General features: G+C 60.6%; 14 protein-coding genes. 10 read left to right on the plus strand and 4 right to left on the minus strand.

Annotated elements, in window-relative coordinates; all coding sequences use genetic code 11:
- Positions 1 to 68 precede the first annotated feature (68 nt).
- From JG743_RS32830 to JG743_RS32840, 3 genes are all read right to left on the minus strand, one after another.
- Positions 69 to 2,645: a patatin-like phospholipase family protein gene (locus JG743_RS32830; RefSeq protein ID WP_244673261.1), complete on the minus strand. Its 2,577-nt coding sequence runs from the start codon at positions 2,643 to 2,645 to the stop codon at positions 69 to 71.
- A 93-nt stretch (positions 2,646 to 2,738) separates the two neighbouring features.
- Complete coding sequence (locus tag JG743_RS32835) at positions 2,739 to 3,380, minus strand: Nmad2 family putative nucleotide modification protein (protein WP_199200982.1); 642 nt, start codon at positions 3,378 to 3,380, stop codon at positions 2,739 to 2,741.
- A gap of 3 nt (positions 3,381 to 3,383) precedes the next feature.
- Positions 3,384 to 3,872: a TIR domain-containing protein gene (locus JG743_RS32840; RefSeq protein WP_199200983.1), complete on the minus strand. Its 489-nt coding sequence runs from the start codon at positions 3,870 to 3,872 to the stop codon at positions 3,384 to 3,386.
- Positions 3,873 to 3,943: 71 nt separating this feature from the next.
- On the opposite strand from JG743_RS32840, the gene JG743_RS32845 reads away from it, so the two are divergent.
- Genes JG743_RS32845 through JG743_RS32865 form a run of 5 tightly spaced genes read left to right on the plus strand, consistent with a single transcriptional unit; the run spans position 3,944 to position 7,552 of the window.
- Positions 3,944 to 4,597, plus strand: a complete 654-nt coding sequence (locus JG743_RS32845; protein ID WP_199200984.1) for a dTMP kinase — start codon at positions 3,944 to 3,946, stop codon at positions 4,595 to 4,597.
- 39 nt (positions 4,598 to 4,636) lie between these two features.
- On the plus strand, positions 4,637 to 5,122 hold the full coding sequence (locus JG743_RS32850) for a TIR domain-containing protein (protein ID WP_199200985.1): 486 nt from the start codon (positions 4,637 to 4,639) through the stop codon (positions 5,120 to 5,122).
- On the plus strand, positions 5,119 to 5,739 hold the full coding sequence (locus JG743_RS32855; protein ID WP_199200986.1) for an Nmad2 family putative nucleotide modification protein: 621 nt from the start codon (positions 5,119 to 5,121) through the stop codon (positions 5,737 to 5,739). Before JG743_RS32850 ends, JG743_RS32855 begins: the two co-directional genes overlap by 4 nt.
- A gap of 5 nt (positions 5,740 to 5,744) precedes the next feature.
- Positions 5,745 to 6,887: a nucleoside triphosphate pyrophosphohydrolase family protein gene (locus JG743_RS32860; RefSeq protein WP_199200987.1), complete on the plus strand. Its 1,143-nt coding sequence runs from the start codon at positions 5,745 to 5,747 to the stop codon at positions 6,885 to 6,887.
- Positions 6,884 to 7,552, plus strand: coding sequence for a uracil-DNA glycosylase (locus JG743_RS32865; protein ID WP_199200988.1), 669 nt, complete (start codon positions 6,884 to 6,886; stop codon positions 7,550 to 7,552). The genes JG743_RS32860 and JG743_RS32865 overlap by 4 nt, the downstream gene beginning before the upstream one ends.
- A gap of 69 nt (positions 7,553 to 7,621) precedes the next feature.
- On the opposite strand, the gene JG743_RS32870 is transcribed toward JG743_RS32865, so the two are convergent.
- Positions 7,622 to 7,789 carry a hypothetical protein gene (locus JG743_RS32870; protein WP_202303237.1) on the minus strand — a complete coding sequence of 56 codons (168 nt, stop codon included), beginning with the start codon at positions 7,787 to 7,789 and terminating at the stop codon, positions 7,622 to 7,624.
- A 140-nt stretch (positions 7,790 to 7,929) separates the two neighbouring features.
- Here JG743_RS32870 and JG743_RS32875 point away from each other — a divergent pair, with 140 nt between their 5' ends.
- The 5 genes from JG743_RS32875 (at position 7,930) to JG743_RS32895 (ending at position 17,266) form a co-directional block, all read left to right on the plus strand.
- Positions 7,930 to 8,457 (plus strand): TIR domain-containing protein, encoded by a 528-nt coding sequence (locus tag JG743_RS32875; protein WP_199200989.1) that lies wholly within the window; start codon positions 7,930 to 7,932, stop codon positions 8,455 to 8,457.
- Between the two features lie 53 nt (positions 8,458 to 8,510).
- The gene (locus JG743_RS32880) at positions 8,511 to 9,671 is read left to right on the plus strand and encodes a toll/interleukin-1 receptor domain-containing protein (RefSeq protein ID WP_202303225.1); all 1,161 of its coding nucleotides are present in this window, start codon (positions 8,511 to 8,513) and stop codon (positions 9,669 to 9,671) included.
- A complete protein-coding gene (locus tag JG743_RS32885; RefSeq protein WP_244673262.1) occupies positions 9,650 to 10,549 on the plus strand; it encodes a hypothetical protein in 900 nt (299 codons plus the stop codon). Before JG743_RS32880 ends, JG743_RS32885 begins: the two co-directional genes overlap by 22 nt.
- A gap of 544 nt (positions 10,550 to 11,093) precedes the next feature.
- Entirely contained in the window at positions 11,094 to 13,925 is a 2,832-nt protein-coding gene (locus JG743_RS32890; RefSeq protein ID WP_202303227.1) for a hypothetical protein, read from the plus strand.
- Between the two features lie 8 nt (positions 13,926 to 13,933).
- Positions 13,934 to 17,266: an Ig-like domain-containing protein gene (locus tag JG743_RS32895; protein WP_199200992.1), complete on the plus strand. Its 3,333-nt coding sequence runs from the start codon at positions 13,934 to 13,936 to the stop codon at positions 17,264 to 17,266.
- The last annotated feature ends 21 nt before the right edge of the window (positions 17,267 to 17,287 follow it).

Raw genomic sequence — 17,287 nt, forward strand, 5'->3', positions numbered from 1 at the left:
TCCATCCAGAATGAACGATGTCTAGCACAAGTATGTCCAGAAATACCGCGACTATGACTTGGATACTTTTAGCTCGGTGGGATCTCGCCGAAGTTTTCGGCGTACTTCTGCATCCACTCCTCCACTCCAATTGAGTTGGTCGCGAGGTCCCCAATGATGGCTCTCATGAATAGCTTGTCGCCGATGTGCTCTCCCAATAATCGATATGCCTCGAATTGAGTTTCAGAAAAGAATTGGTCGACGGTCGAGTGGTGCGGAAACGACGGCTCGTCTAAGCGATATCTCCTCAGAAACTCCCCCTCGTTCCCTGTAAGCGAGAGTTTCACGTAAAGCAGATAGCCGATTTCCCAAGGCTCGATGGCGTCTCCGGTAGGGTAGCGAATTCGGCAGAACCGGAAGTGTGAGCGACTGAACCCGGTATCGAGAAGTCGAATCTCGTCAAGTTCGGCGTCGATCATGATCCCCATGTCGATATAGGCAAGCCGCTGAAGGTTGGTGAGTGCATGGAATGTCATTTTGGGGTCGGCCTCACCGTCGACCGCGACAATGTATCGGCAACGTCGACGCAATAGCTCGTAAACACCCAGGTTCTCGATATGGCCGCCATCGGAGATGTTGACGTAGGGGAGTCGCTCACTGGCCGTCGCCATGAACTCGCGGAACAGATACTGGATGCCGGGATCCCGCCGCCAGCGCCCCCAAGTCGCCGCCGCCTTGTCGTTGCCCGCTATCCCGGGCTTTCTCAGCCAGGCATTGAGGCGCATGTTGAAAAGTGTCAGCCAGAAGCTCCCCTGCTTCGTGGTCCGCAGCCCCATCTGAGGAGAGACGGCCGCACCCGACAGAGCCATGGCCGCCGCGAGGTCAAGCTTGGGATTTAGGTCCTCCCAGGCTTTGGTCTCTTGATACCCCACGAGATTACTGCCGGTCATCAGTGGCGTGAATGTAAACACGTCGGAAAGACGGCCTCGCATTTTGGGGTCGTCGGATCCTGGCGCATTGAGCGCGCAATTAATGATCGGATAAAAGGATAGATCCGGCTCGAACTCGCTCAACTTGGGCGAAACATTGGTCCCGCCTGTATGTATGAACGCGGTCGCCAGCTTCGAGCGATAGTATCGATAAAGCGAGGTTTCATTCACATCGACAAAGCACCAAAGAAGGCCAATGGCAACGGCCATGATTGCGAGAACGAGAAGTGTTGTTGTAAGGTCTTGACCCTCAAATGTTACGTAGAAGGCGTGCTCGGCAAGCAGGAGAAAGGCACCGGTAACTACGGGAATGACCATTGATCGCGCCCGCGCGAACACCGCGAATATTGATCCCAGGACAGCGATGGCAGTCGCGTTCAAGAGAAGCATCGCAAACAATGGACCTATTTCAGCAACGAGCGCGAAATTTCCGGTAAGACGCGTGATGCCGACGTGGAAGGCTCCGAAGGCGATCCAAATCAGCGGAAAACAAAATAGGAATCCAAGACTTAGATGCCAGACTGTCAGTTCGTTCAGTTGCAGCCGTTCTTGCCGGGCGACGTTGCTCAGAAGGACCAAGGCCACGATCGGACATACCCATCCCAGCCATGTCGGCACACCGAAAAGCTGTAGGCCCGTTCGGCCAACTAATTCGACGGCCGCGATAAAGGCTATCACACTGAGTGCAAGGACTGCGTTCACGAACACGCCGTACATTGAGCGCATTACTAGGAGCAATCGCTCGATGAAACCCGCGGAAAGGAAGCTTGCCCGTTGTCTGACGCGTGCCAAATGGTCGGATTCTCGTTCCGTCCGTTTGAAAGGCTCTTGATCGGATAGCAGCCCAAACCCTTCGGCTGGGTTGGAAGTACCGAGCAGTGAAGTAAGGAAGCACCCTGTGTAACCGCCGCCGGATACCGTCGATAGATAATCGAACTGTGGCAAGAGGTTCTTGCGTGAAAGCGCGGCGAGGACCCCAAGCGAGAAGGTGGCACTCCGTATTCCGCCCCCGGACAGTGCGATTCCAGCTGCCCAGTCTCCATGAGACACCCCATATCGGTCCCTCCGGCGCTGGATCGCCGTTCTCTCATGATCGCCATAGGTTTCATGGCCACCGGCTGGTCGCCATTCAGCTTCCCTTTGGGGAGGTTCGTCCGCCCCAAGAATCGCGGATCGGCTTGGATCGTAGGACGCGGTCGTTCCCGTGAGCAGTGCAAGCGCGCGCTCGAGTACACGCAGGCTGTTCTGAATCTGGTATAGTTCGGCGCGAAACGCATCGCTGGAGTCGAGTGCGTCTAGCACGCCGCTTTGGCTTAACGGATGCCATTTCGCTGTGAACGGCCTAACCTCCACGTTCAGGGTATGCCAAACGAGGATTTCGAAAGTGCCACATCCGACATTGTTTGCCGTGATCGCTCGCGCTTTGCCAAACAGCTCGGCCACGCTTTCAAGCGCGCGTTTCTCGGTTCCACTGCCATACGCGAGGCGGGCCGTGGCGATACGGGAAATTAGCTCTACGCGAAACTGATGAGCGGCCGTTTGGTTGGCGGTGTCACTATTCCAACTGCTGTCGCCGAAAACGGACAGAAAATTCGCCCCGAAAATATCGGTAGCAGATAGCTCCGCCAGTTTTGATCGAATCGTGTCGCTCGTCATTTTCACCTGCCCGATCATCATCGGCCACAAAGCCAATTAAAAGCTGCAGTCCCGCGGGCTGCGTAGCGTGGATGCCTCGTGCCATCGCCCGCAACTGCCTTGTCTCGGCAGCGCCTATTCGAAAATCTTGTCGTCACTGACCGAATAACGGGCCGCGCTTTGCTTGAATTGAAAGGGATCATCGACGACCCGGTTCAGGTAAGCGGATTGGCTAGTTGTAAGCCAGTTGAGGAGCCCCTCACACTCATGGTTCAGATAGACTCGATGTCCCCTCAGGTTAGTGTATCGAATCTCCTCAAGGATTGCTTTAGGAACCTCGGGCGCGGACCTACCGAAATAGAAGAATTTCTCCGATATCAGAACCCGGTCGGCTCCAGTGTCCGTGCCAATATTGTGAAGATCTGGTGATCCGTTCGGCCGGCTATGATGTGAGTCAAGTTGCCTCCAGTCGCCGTCCTCTTGGTGGTATATATTGTCGCCGAGCATCATTACTCGACTGCCGTTGCGGACAGGTCGTTTGTCCCGAAACCTCGGGTCTGCCCAGTATTCATTGAATGACATGGCTCCGGTGACCTGCATCGCAAAAATGCAGCGTCCCACCGCATCGAGTTTCGCGCCGCCCATCCCGATTACCCAGTCACCAATTTTTGCCTTGCGTCTCACAACTGGCTTACAGGTCGCGAGCGTGCAGACGCCATGAAAAGGATTTGGGGCGAAACCGAAGTCGCGCGCCACAACATACATGTAGACCGCCATGGATCAGCATCGCGAAGTGGAGGACGTGTGGACAGGGGTACGCGAAGATCCGTCGGCGTCACGGAAATCTGGGTCAGCGCCCTCCACCGCGTCGATGATCGCGTCCGGATTCCAGTTTACGAGATCGCTACCATAGTCCTCGAAGGCCGGCGGTATATCCGCCTCCGTTCCCCCGCGGGTAAATACGCCAATGATACGCTTTCCGAGTTCGTGCGCTTTCCGAATCTCCCAGTTCACCCAAGGGCGCGCATGGGTTTCTTTTCCGATCAGGACGATGACGGTCGACGCCCAGGACATTTTCATCCTCAGAAGGCGCCTGATCGCATTGTCGCTGACCAGACCCTTATCCAGCCTCTCCTGGTTCGCTGGCTTCGCCCTGATCGAGCTATTCCTGATCTCGTATCCCTTGCGGGCAAGCGACTCGGTTAGTTTCGTGACGTGTTCGTCATCGGCATGATGGTGACTAATAAAAACGTGGCGCCTTCCCGACATTTCACTTCTCCGAATACTTGACGGAATGTATATCACTGGTTGAACTTCGGCGCGACTGCTTGGGGAGCCTCATGGCGGGAAATCTGTTTATATTCGAAGGGCCGGATGGCGTTGGAAAAACGACGATCGTACAGGCACTCAAAGATAAGTTGTCGAGCGACCGTTTCGAATTTTTGAGCTTTCCTGGCCGTGAGGAAGGAACGCTTGGTCACACCATCTACCGCATCCATCACAGCCCTGAAGACTTTGGCATCGGTGCGATGTCGGAACTCGCGCGTCAAGCCCTCCACGTAGCGGCGCATATTGATGTTATCGAGACCCGCATTAGACCGTGGTTGGCAGAAGGAAAAAATGTGGTCCTCGACCGGTTTTGGTGGTCGACTGTCGTTTACGGAAGCGCCGGCGGCGGCGAGCATAAAGCCCTGATGGACCTTGTTGCGGCCGAACAGACCGTTTGGGGGGAAATCAAGCCGGCGATCGCGTTTCTCATTGATCGTGACAGCCCAATCAATCGTAAGGAAGACCCAGTTTATTGGCAACAGCTTCGCTTAAGTTATGCTCGGCTCGCCGGTCATGAGAGCGGACGTTACAAAGTTTGTACAATAAGCAATAGTGGCAGGGTCGCCGACTCGATTGCATTCGTAGAAGGTGAGATTGCAGAGGTCCGCAGCCGCAACCCGGATAAACGAATGCAAAAACGCGCGTACAGAGATCCCGGGCATTGATTTCTTGTCTGGTTACCCTGCGGCAATGTGAGTAGCGAAATGGCCAATTTCATAAAGAACGTCTTTATCAGCCACATCCATGAAGATGATCATGGCTTGGCAAAGCTGAAAGAAATCCTCGCCAATCATAACCTATCCATCCGAGATTCCTCGATAAACTCGAGCAATCCAAACAAAGCGAAAAGCCCAGAATATATCAAGTCCTCTGTCCTCGCGCCGCAGATCCAGTGGGCCAGCACCTTGATCGTCTACGTCACGGCCGATACCCGTCACAGTGAATGGGTGAATTGGGAAATTGAGTATGCGGCAAAGTTGGGCAAGCGGATCGTTGGCGTTTGGGGTGAGGGAGAACAAGGTTGCGAATTACCGGATGCCCTCAAGGATTATCACGACGCGATGGTCGGCTGGCACGGTAATTCCATAGTTGAGGCGATTGTTGAGGACCAGGACAAAACAGAAATGCCAAACGGCGATGCCGCTCCGATCCTTCCGATCGTCCGACACCCCTGCGGGGCACGGGGATGAGCATTTACTCGTACATTGTTAGGTTCGACAGCGGGTTCGCTCCAAATCCATTTTATGGGCTTTGCTCTCTGGCTACGTGCAAGCATCCCATCCGGAAGCATGCGGAGATTGGAGACTGGGTTGTCGGATGCGGTAGCGCAGATCGGGCTGTTCGCCGTGGTGGCCATATTGTCCACGCGATGAGGATCACGGAGACGTTGACATTCGAGGAGTATGACGCCGATCCGCGCTTTAAATCAAAGAAGCCGATCCGTAATGGTAGCCGCAAGCAGAACGCCGGGGACAACATATATTTTCCAACGGCGCATGGTTGGTCGCAGCGTGACTCCTTTCATAGCAAGTCGGACGGCAGCCCAAACCCAAAGCATGTGGCGAACGACACTCAGGTCGACCGCGTGCTTCTGAGTGATGATTTCGTTTATTTTGGCGGTGAAGGTCCCGAATTTCCAGCCGACCTTCAGGACAAATACGGCAGACATATCTGTAAGGCAGGCATTGGCCGGTCGAAATTCAATGATAACGCCTTGGAGGAGAAGCTCGTCGCTTGGCTCGACTCGATCGGGCCTAGGGGCCTGCAGGGATCGCCATTTGAGTGGTTGAGCTTAAGAGAACGATGAATTCGATGTCGAACGACCATCTCGGATTGAATGAGTATCAAAGCCTGGCATCCCGAAGTGACCGGACAAAGGGGAAGGGGAACGGGTTCGACCTCCCCGTCCTTGGCCTTGTCGGCGAAGTTGGTAGCCTTCTGAGCGAGGTGAAGAAGCGGCAGCGTGATAAGGCGGCGATCATCGGGTATGAGCAGACCGTCCTCGAGGAACTGGGCGATAGCCTATGGTATCTCGCCATAATCGCCGATCACGCGGATATAAGGCTGGCAACCTTGGACGATGCCGGAGTGGAAACAGATCTGCCGTTTGCCGTGCTGCAACCCCAACATGCCCTACCGCTGAACACGCCAAGCGCTCAGTTCGAAAAAACGCTTCTGCGCTTGGCCGCCGCGACTGGCGAGCTGGCGGCAGCCGTCGATGGATCCCATGGCGACAAACCTCTCCTGCAGGCTCGCTTGGCGACAGTACTGCGGCACCTCGTTCAGGCCGCCAATGAATCGGAGGTACTTCTCGAGGCCGCCGCTCGCGCCAACCTTAAAAAGGCCGAGGATCGTTGGCCGCGCGAACGCACTTATCCCCCGCTGTTCGACGCTGAGTTTCCAGCGGATGAGCAACTACCGCGGGCGCTCGAAATCGACATTTACGAGCGGGATGCCAGCAATGACAAGCGCTACGTACTGCAGAGCTGCCGTGGCCTATTCATCGGCGATCGGCTGACCGACAACATCATGCAACCCGACGACTATCGGTTCCACGATGTCTTTCACTATGCCTACGCCGCTGTGCTCGGCTGGTCACCGGTCACGCGAGCTCTCTTGAAAAGAAAGCGGAAAAGCAAATCGCGGGTCGATGAGGGCGAGGACGGCGCACGCGCGACCCTCATTGAGGAAGGAGTGGCCACCTATGTTTTCGGAATAGCCAAGGATTTCGACTTTTTCGCTGACCAGAACCCCGGAGATCTCAGCCTTAGCTTGCTCAAGAACGTCAGACAGTTCGCTCGCGGATATGAGGTTCACTCTTCTCCGCTGTGGCTGTGGGAGGACGCGATTCTTCAGGGGAACCATGCGTTTCGCTTCCTTCGAGAAAACCGTCGCGGTCGCGTCAAGCTTGATATAGAGAAGCGTTCGTTATCGATAGGGGAACTACCGCGATGAACACCGCCCAGTTCGTTGAGACACTGGCCGACCTTTCATTTAAAGACGCATTCAATCCGTACGCTGATGCTTGTGGGGATTTCGATCGAGACGACGCCCCCGCCATCCGGCGCACAAACCTGAAACTCGTCCTCGACGCGGCAATTGAGTCGAAAGTGGACTCTATTTGGATCGCTCGGGACCTCGGTTATCGCGGCGGTCGTCGCACTGGTCTCGCGCTAACGGACGAAGCGCATCTAAATGATCATTCCACCCTCTACGGCAACCTGCCCCTTGCCCGCGCCACCAGGGGTCCTGCTATCTCCGAGCGAACGGCGACCGTGATCTGGCAAACCCTGAATCGTATTCAGCGCCCGGTCTTCCTATGGAACGTCTTTCCTTTGCATCCGCACGAACCCGGCGACCCTCAATCGAACCGCTGCCACACTCGAGCTGAACGCAGTGCCTGTCGTCCGCTTTTGGCCTGGCTGCTTGAGAGGCTTGTACCACGCGTGGTCGTAGCGGTCGGGCGGGACGCCCAATTCGCGTTGGCGGATCTCGGGATCGATGCGATGCAGGTCCGGCATCCGAGTTATGGTGGCCAAAGCGACTTTATTTCCGGGATTGAGGGGCTCTATGGACTTCCCATCCTCTCAAAATCGCCCCAGCAGTTGGCAATGTTGTAGCATCGATTGCAATCCATGCGAAACCGTTAAGATCGGACTGCCAGAGCTGGTCGGCGCTATCGTCTTGTCTTAAAACTCGTCGGTGGCCTTGATGACGACGAAGGCCGGGTTGGTGATCAGGTCATGGACCTTGAGCAGACTGTAGACTGAGGATTCCGACACGAAGTAGCTCTTGAGTATGCTCGACACGCCCGCATTGCGCTCGCAAAGGGCGGCGGGCGAACTCAAATAGAACACGACAGCCTTTCGACTATGCCGGAAGCCCGAAATTCTCGCTAGCCTGATTTCCCTACGTGTCGGATCAACCTTGCAGAAGTTGACAAGCCCGAAGCAGCGGAGCATCCGTGCTTGTAGGAAATGCTGAGGGGGCGGTGCGCATGGCCACGGATTATGGCGGATGGCGGCGCGACGTGCGCCGCGAGGTTTTCGTTAGTTATCACCATCGGGGAGACCAAGCCTATTACGACGCCTTCTCGCGCATGTTTCACGATTCCCTGCGGCTAATCACCGACAACTCTCTCGAGCGGAAGGTGGACAGCAACGATCCCGGCTACATCATGCGTCGCATTCGGGAACACCATCTCCATGGCAGTTCGTGCACCATTGTCCTTTGTGGCGCCGACACCTGGCGGCGCAAGTTCGTGGACTGGGAAATCTATGCCTCGCTTGATCAGCAGATGGGACTTGTGGGTGTTAGGCTACCGACGCTTCTGCTGGCTGCGAACGGGGGCACGGCTAAGCCCCAGCGGCTTCAAGACAACATTGACAGTGCCTATGCGCCGTGGGTCCAATGGAATGACATCGCTAACGACGCGGGTGCGGTTCAGCGCGCAGTCGAGACGGCGCTCGAAAGGCCTAGGTCGACTATAGCCAACACACGCCAGCGCATGGTGCGAAATCTGTGACCAGCCCTGGCTTTCCATCGGGTGCTCATCGCGCCGAGAACCTCGAGTCACGTTTGACCGATATCCTACGCATCCAAGTGGTCTGGGCGTCTGGCTCGGACGAAGGCGCCCGCATCGCAGAGATGATCTCGAAGCATTTTGACGGAATCGGAATGGAACGGGACGGCGTTGCATACCGTGTTCCGGTGCGATTCGCGAGCGAGCCGTGGGACGGGTCTTCTCCTCTTCCCAAGCCGTTGGATTTGGATCGCGCGGTACATAACGCAGTTATTCTACTGCATGACGACTTGATGCATGAGGATGCCGCACAGTGGGACGGCTGGGTCCAAGCTACCCGTGCCTCCATGGAAGCGAGAGGAACGACCGACGTCTACATCCCCTTCGGGAGTCCAACGGGCGAGCCAGCACTACGTTCGGACCGGGCCCGACACACTCAATACGCTTATCGGAAGAAGTGGATGGCGCTTGCCGATCCGAACGCGCGAGACAAGCGGCTTCTGCTCCATGCACTCCACCGCATCCGTGAGCATCTGCGGCAGTCTTTCGGCAGGCACGAGGACGAACCCCTTTTCGTCAGCCATGCCAAGGCGGATGGCGACAGGACCGCCCGTGCCATCGTCGATTTCGTAAACTCCTCGGGTCACGACGTGCCACTCCACACGTTCTATGACGCCATGGAATTGAATCCCGGCGAAGACTTCGAGCAGCGCTTCAAGATTGAGATCGGGCACGGCACGCTGATAGCGATCGTTTCTGACGTCTACGATTCGCGGCCGTGGTGTGTGTTCGAGCTAACCACAGCCAAGCGCGAGCGCCGACCGATCGTCCTCGCTGACGTGGGCGGCGTTCGAATCAGCCGTACCTTCCCATACGGAGCTAATCTACCCCGCGTAAGACTCAAACCTGACCCGGGCAGCGACGCCTGGATCGAACCTCTCTTGGTCGAGGCGCTCTCCGAGGGGTTGAGATGTGATCTTTTCGAGGCGCAGGCGCGAAACCTCCTGAGCAAAAGTGTGGCTGACGCCCTGGTGCTGCCGCGACCGCCAGAGCTGTTCGACATAGTGGACCGGCCAGTGCCTGACATGATCATTTACCCCGACCCGCCTCTCGGTGATATTGAGGCCGACCTGCTGCGCAAGGCACTGGACGTTATCGCGCCAGGCTCTCGGTTCGTTACTCTTGGAGCGCTGACATGGGCGACTTGGCAGGCTTGAAGGTCGCGCTCTCAGTGAGCGATGCTCCCGACCGAGCAAGGCTTGGGTTTCCGTCGCGCGAGATTGATCGCGTGCTGCTCACGATATGCACGGTCCTCGTCCGCGCGGGCTGCGACATCTTGTATGCAGGCAACCTGGATCCCAATCAGTCCACCTTCAAAATTTTTCGCCATCTCGCCGGTGCGTATGCCGGCGGACGAGAGAAGGCACCATTCGTCCATATCATCCCAGAGCCAATCGCGCGGCGCACCAGTTTCGTGGCCTTGCACGCAGCGCTTCGCGAGAATGGCGGTATTACGCGGACCTCCATTAGCCTTGCAGCGGGTCTGGTGCCGGTCCGTGCCTCGGGCGACGTGCTGCTGCTGGGCAACAAGGGCTTAGATCGTAAACGGGTTGGCTCGCACGATGAATGGACCGTCTGGCTCGATGGGCACGAGCGCGCCCAGCCGACGGATGCCTACACGAAGGCAAGAGCAGCCGTATCTGCGGAAGCCGACGCGCGAGTGGTGCTTGGAGGCAAAATGGGCGTGCTCGACCGCCCTGACGACCTTTACGAAGGCGCAATGCCAGGAATTGCCGAGGAGGCGATCTTGACACTAACGGTCGGCCGGCCTCTCGTGGTGCTTGGTGCGTTCGGGGGCGCCAGCCGCGACGTCGCTATCGCATTAGGGCTGCTGGCACGGAACAAAGCAGTTCCGCGCGGCAAGCAACAGGCTAGCTATGCACTCGCCATGGATCAGGTCTCCGCCCTCGCCCATCGCATTCCGGCCGAGGTCCGTCCTTACCTAGCGGCCATCGCCGACGATGATCGTGGCGAACCGACCGCGTATGCCATCGCTGAGGCTATCGCGACGTGGCGGGCCACAGCCGTACTCTGAGACGACTCCCAATCGCAGTGGCAATCGCTTGTCGACAGTCGTACCTCGACCGGCGCGTGACAGCCGCCGTTTACGTGTTTCCGAATGCCAGGAGACCGCTACGCCAAAACGGCAATCGTGATCTGACCCGTCGGACTTGTTGGCGGCCCTTTCTGCCGACTTTGTCGGCACAATGATCGAGCCCGGGTTAATCTTCGCTCTATTTAGCGATTTTCTAAAATCGTGCGTCGACTAGTTCAAAAAAGTAGATTACTTTAAGGATATTTTCTTGCCTCTGTAAATAATATGATCAATTGAGCGATAAGTTCAACCAGGGGAGGGGCAAATGACTAGGCGTACAATGGCTGAATTGACGCAATTATCTGCTCTCAAGAGCCATTCCCTGGTGATCCAATTAAGACTTTCATCACAGGCCAGAAGGTTCAAGCACGACTATCTTGGCGGCGGCCCCGATCGGGGACTCGTTGGCAACTCCGCTGATGCTGAATCGCAATACCAAATATCATAAAGTGATTTCATGATACAATGGATCTTTCTTTCCTTGATGACCATCGGCCTTGCGGGGGCACTGACGAGCCCAGCAGTCTCGGAAGAAGTGTCGTGCGGAAACCAATCAACCTTTGAGAATCCAAATGGGGATCCAGCTTGCGCCGACGCGCTGCGGCTGAAGCTCCGCGCGCTCCAGCTTGACCACCTGGAGCGCCTCAGCTGGGTTCCCACGGCCGGCGCCAGACCGTCGGTCCGCCCGCCCGGCTCCGCGACCCAGCAAAGCCTTGATGATCCCTTCCTCGACAGCCTCCGGTCCGATCTGAAGAGCCTGATGCTGAACCAGCGCCCGCTCAGCGGCGAGGTGGATCTCGCCATACACGCCGCCGCCGTCCGCCACTTGGAGGAGCAGGCCGCTGCCTACGAGCAGGTCTATGGCCGCCACGACGGTATGCCGACGACTCGCTACACCGTCCTCTCGGACGTGGAGCTGCAAGGCGCCGAAGCGAAGATGGCAAGGGCGCTACGCGAGCACTTGATGCAGTCCGCCGCGCTTCCCGAAAGCGCCATCGAGCAGCGCGCACGGCTGAGGGTTGACGAACTGCGCGAGACGCTTGCCGAGATCGGCGCAGAACGGCTCCGCCGGGCGGGTGGCGCTTGGACGCTCGTGAAAATCGGCAGCCGGCCCGAGGCTCTCGACGCTGGGGAGGCCCGCCTTGTCCTCGAACGGGCGAAGTCGCCCCGCCGGGCCGAGGCGATCCTCGCCTTCGAGGTCGAGCGTCGCCTGGTCTGGGCCCCCGACGATCCCCATCTCGGACTCGTCCGCCGCGGGATTCGCGAGAAACCGGCCGTCGTCGCGGTGTCCCTGCTGCAGCGTGCGCGGCGCGGTCCGGGTCCGGACGGCGGCGGCGCGCCGCCGCCGTCGCCCGAAACTCCCCTCCCTCCGGAGCCGAAGCCGCCCACCGGCGGCGGCCGCGCCGTCGGGATGGTAGAGGAAGGGGTGCGCGACGAGGTCGACGCGATGACGCGCGGAAACCTCGTCGAGCGCGCCGAAGCGGCCGCCCGCTGGCAGGTGGGGGCGGAGTACCTAGCGGCAAAGACCCGCATCGCCGAGCCGGGCTGGCAGACGGCCCTGCGAGCCCTCGAGACCGCCGATCTCCTACGCCACAAGGCCACACTCGAAACTTACAAGAAGGCGCTGATGCAAAGCACGGCTCTGCCGCATATCGCGCAGTGGCGCCGCGTCGCGGAACTCGCCATCATCGAGCAGCGGCTCGCCATCCTCACGAGCGAGATCAGCATCCGCGGCCCGCCTGCGCCGGACCTCTCTTCCGGTCCGCGCGGCGCCACGGCGATGCGTCGCGCCGCCGAAATCGCCGCCGGCGAGCCGCCGCCTCGCGGGAGCGGCCTAGAAAATGCCCTGGGAAGGCGAACTCTGGTGGAACTCCGCCAAGCAGGCGACGTCGCAGTCCCGGCCGACCAGCCAGCGATCGCAGAGGCGATCACGCTCCGCGCCCGCCAGGTTGTAGCCGAGACTGGCGATACCTTCGAGCATACCCTTACTGGCCTAGCCGAAACCCAGCGCCGGTCCTATGTCTACGGCCGCGGCAGCGCCGCCGTCATCGACGAGACACAGTTGATCGTAGGGCGCCGCGACATCGAAGCGGCCGCCTCCGCGCTGCGCTCCGAGACCAAAACGCTTTCCGCAACCGTCCCGGACGAGGTTTTCGCACGCCTTGACCGGATCGCGGGCACGGCAGCGCCCGCCGCTCCTTCCCAATTAGCCTCCGACGCGGCGGTCGATATGGCCCGAGCGGCCACCCTTGCGCCAGCCGAGACGATCTCTCTCGGAACCTCCGCTCCGATCGACCTTGCGAGAGCACCGGAAGAGCTGCGCTTTGAAGCGAGGTTCGGGCCGGCAGCTCCCAACACTGCCGAGGGATTCCGGCGCGCGCCGACGCTCGCTCCGGGCGGCGTTGTCATCGACGCCACCCTGCCCCGCATCCTAGCAGAGCGAATAGAAGCCGTCCGCTACCATGCCGCAAACTCGCGCTTCGAGGCGAAAGTGGCGGGAAGCTGGCGCAGCATTGACCCCGCGGTCGACCCGCTCACGGCACGCGCGGCACTGGGCTTCGTGCTCGACGGACGGGTCGTGGCGGCCGATATCGGCGCGATCGCGGATAACGAAACCTTCAGCTTCCTGATCCGGGCCGGCGCGTTCCCCGGTCTGCCGCCTGTGCTCAACCGATCGGAAACGGCCGAGCTGGTGGACGCGCAGGCGCTGCTCAGCATCGTGCGGATCAATCCCGCGCTCGCCGACACCGCGGTGGCGCGCGAGATCCTCGGCACGGACGAGCTCATCTTCTCGGTCCTCCATCTCGACCGCACACTTCAGGAGCAGCAACTTGTCTTCCGCGGCATCGATGCCGTCGACCTGCATCGCCGGCTGCGCGACGCCCGCGCACAGCACGCGCCGCTGTCGGACCGCTTCAAGAGCCTCCTGACGATCGACCAGGTGGATGTGGAGTTCGGCCAGACGATCCGCATCGCGCCGAAGTTTGACTATGCGGTCTATGGCTGGCTCGCGGATTCCGGCGGCGAGGAGACGGTCGGCGAGCCGTTCCTTCTCCCCGCTGTCTCGCAGTGGTTCGCGGCAAAGGACGCTGACCTCCGGCGCGTCTCGCCAGAACTGCGGCGAACGGCGGATTTCGCGGTCGCCGTGGCGGTGCTGCGGACGGCGGTCGGGCGCGGCCTGCTCGCCTCGTTCGACGACTTCGCGCTGATCGCCGACCCGGGCCTGCCCTCGCCGGCCTTCCTCTGCCGCAGCGCGGTCGCGGCCGCCTGCGCGAAGCCCTTCATTCAATCCCTCCTGTCCCCCAACGGTCCCTGAGGTTTCCCATGCGCCGTGCTGCTCCCGTCATCGCCATACTGCTTGCCGTCGGCTGCGGCGGCGCCTATCTCGCGCTTCGAAACCGACTGCCGGAGGCAGCTCGCGACACGCTTGAAACGAGTGAGTCCACCCGAGCGGCCGTCGCCGCGCTGGCCAACGACGCCGACCCGGACGGCGATCCGATCAAGGTGACGGCGGTCGGCGAACCCCAGCACGGCACTGCCGAGGTCGGACCGGACGGTAGCATCGTCTACACCCCCGCCGAGCGCTTCTCCGGTAGCGATGCTTTCACCTACACGGTGTCCGACGACCGCGGCGGGACGGCCACGGCGGACGTGGATGTCGAGGTCAAATTCTCCCCGCCGAGCTTCCACATCCGCAGCCAAGCGGCCTCGTTGCAAGAGATGCTTGCCGAGCCCGCGACGAGCGCTTACGGGAGCACGATCAACCTCTTCGTCTACAGGGACGACACTGGCCAGGCGCGCCGGCTCGCGATCGCCGGTCACGCGGACAGCATAACCTGCTCGCATACGAGCGCGGCCTTCACCAAGGCCCTGCTCGGCGGCCGGTTCGGCAGAAGCGGGTTCCTGCTCGCGGGCGCCGGCCAGGTCTCCATTCCAGCCTTGGGATCGACGGGCGACCAAGCCGATCCCGACGTCGAGGCCTATATCAGGGAGAAGCAGGTCTTCGACTTCATGACCACGCTCGGGCAAGCGGGCACGGAAGAGGGGCGGGCGCAGAAGGAAAGGCTCGACGCCCTCGCCGAGAAGGATGCCGTGAAAGCCTATCTCGCCGAACGGCTGCAACCCGACACGGCGGACGCCTTCCTGCGGGAGGCCAGGGAGATTGCGGATAGGTCGGGATTGCTCCGCATTCACGACGGGCTCCCCTTCTCTCTCGTTGGCGCGGTCGAGAAGCGCCTGCACGATGCCGCGACGAAGCCGGGCGACGGCGCCATCATTCGCTTCGACGACCTGCTGCCCGCCGAGACGCCGGACGCCGTCCTCTACATGCCGATGCTGCATCTCGGCTCCGGCGAGCCCGTAGTCCTCCAGGTCGACGGCGCGCGGTTCACGACGGAGGCGTTTCGCAGGGCGGCCGCAGCCAATCGCTCAGCGCTCGAAAACGCGATCGTCAAGAGCGCCCAGCGCCGGCTCGAACATGCGACGCGGCTCGTTGACAGGATCGAGGGCCAAGCTCGGGACTGCCGGTCGCTGCCCGCAGAACAGCGTTCGGAACTGCTCTCGGGTACGAGCGAGATATGCGACAAGGACATCTGCAGGCCGGCCACCGACGAGACCATCACCCGGGGGACCTACTGCGACGAGAACGTACCGTTCCTGCAGCAGCAATACGCCGGCTTCAAAGCGGAGGCGGAGGACGTTCTCGCGCAGATGGAAGCCTACCGCACTGCCGCCTCCAAGATCGAGATCGATACCCTAACCCATGCTGCGCTGCTTGATTCTATGCTGCGCGACTGGGCGCTTCCGATTCCCGACGCGCAAGAGGCGTTCGATCTCTGGCGGACCGAGGAGCGGCCCGCCGCATGGCAGGCGCTGACCGAGGCCATGGCCGCGCAAGGGAACGGCCGCGCAGCGCTCGCCGGCGAGAGCGTGGTGTTCGACGCCTCGGTCGAGAACGATGTCGTGACGGTGCGGCCACTTCTCGCCATCGACCTGCGCAGGACCCGGCTGGTCATCGATCCGAAGATCGGCGTGATCGCAGCTATCACGCCGTGGGAGATGCGCAAGCTCCGGCCGTCCGAACCGGCGGCCGCCGACCCCGCGCAAACCCTGGCAACGGACCCCGCCCGCTTCGCGGACGCGATCGCACGAGAGCCGCGCCGCGCCGCCTCCGCCTTCGTTGATCACCAACTCGGCCGGCTGCCGGCGCGTCTCACGCTGTTCGATACGCTCCGGTCGCAAGGGTTGCGCACCTTCGGCAAGGAGATCGAGCAGCAATACGCACCTGGAGTGGACAAGGCTCTCCAGGCGCCGCCCAGTACGCAGACTGAAGCAGCTGCCCAGTTGGATGAACTTCGCGATCCGATCATCGCCGCGGCCGACGTCCCCGGGATCAGCCCCCGGATGCGGGTCGCGACGGCCTATGTCCTTGTCCGCGGCATTGCGCTGCTGGACGGTAAGAATGATGCCTGGAGGCAAATGAAAGGCGGGCTGCTGGATACCGATCGCGATCTGGCGCGTTTTCTGGGACGTGGATACCGCGAGACCGTCGAAGCGATCCTCCAGCGCGCCCGCGACGAGGACAAGGGCGCGACCGGTGCGCTTCTATCGGAATCGAGTCCCCCTCGATCCGCGCAAGATCCGGATGCTGGCCTGCCCGTCGTGACGAGCCTCGGCCATTTTGTCCTGTACGCGGATCGGGCGCGATCCGTGATGCTGCTGCGCGATGCGGTAGATCGCGCGTTCCTGGCCTATGGTCCAGATGGAAGCGTCGATCGGGGGATGCTACTGCGCGCTCTGCAACGCCCCGACGACATTGTCACAACGTACGACTTTATGACTTGGCAATTTCTGTCGGACAGCTTTCATGCGTACATGCCCGAGGAAAGTGTTTCACCGGTCGACGCTCAGAAGTTCGCAGCAATTCTGGCGAAACTCCAGGATGCGTTGGCGGCACAGTTGAAGCAGTTCGGAGGCGCACTCTCCGCCGTGCAGCTTTCGCAAGACCAGCAGGTGATCGTGCTGCGCCTGCTCTTCGACGAAGGCGACTACGAGGCGGGCCTCGAGCGGCTGGCCGGCGCGACGATGCCGGTCGCAGCGCTCGCGAGGGACGGAAGCTGGTCCGTCCTCGCCCCCGATCTAAAGGGCACGCCCTCCAACGTGGTCCTGGCGTCGAGCGGCAGCGATCTAGTGGCGCGGGCCACCATCGGTGACCGGTCCACCGAAGTCCTGAAGTTTGGTGGCCTCGATCCGGTGCTGCGCGACTCTCTCGCCGGTCAGGTCCCCGCCTATCCCGGCGGCGCCTGGAGGGAAGAGAGTCCGCTCTGGGAGCAGATATTCCTCGCCGAGGTCGCGGGCCCGCCGGACGCGGGGGCCGTCTCCGCTTTCATCGGCGACGAGGCCCGCCGGACCGCGCTCCTCAAGGCGATCGTCTACACTTGCGCCGGCCCGATGCAGAGCGTGCTAACCGCAGGCCAGCGATGCGGCGAGATCGGCGACACCCAGCGCCTGCACGACCGCGCGCGGGACATCGCTTCAGTGACGATCACCGTACCGGATGATGGTGCGGCGGACGCTGCGGCGAGAACCGCCCTCACGGCGCCGCTCGCGTGGCGGCGCCTTGATCCGACCCTCGCCGAGACCCCTACCACAGATTAGGACGTTCCCATGCCAAGCGTA

The sequence above is a fragment of the Mesorhizobium sp. 131-2-1 genome, assembly GCF_016756535.1.
Taxonomy (GTDB): domain Bacteria; phylum Pseudomonadota; class Alphaproteobacteria; order Rhizobiales; family Rhizobiaceae; genus Mesorhizobium.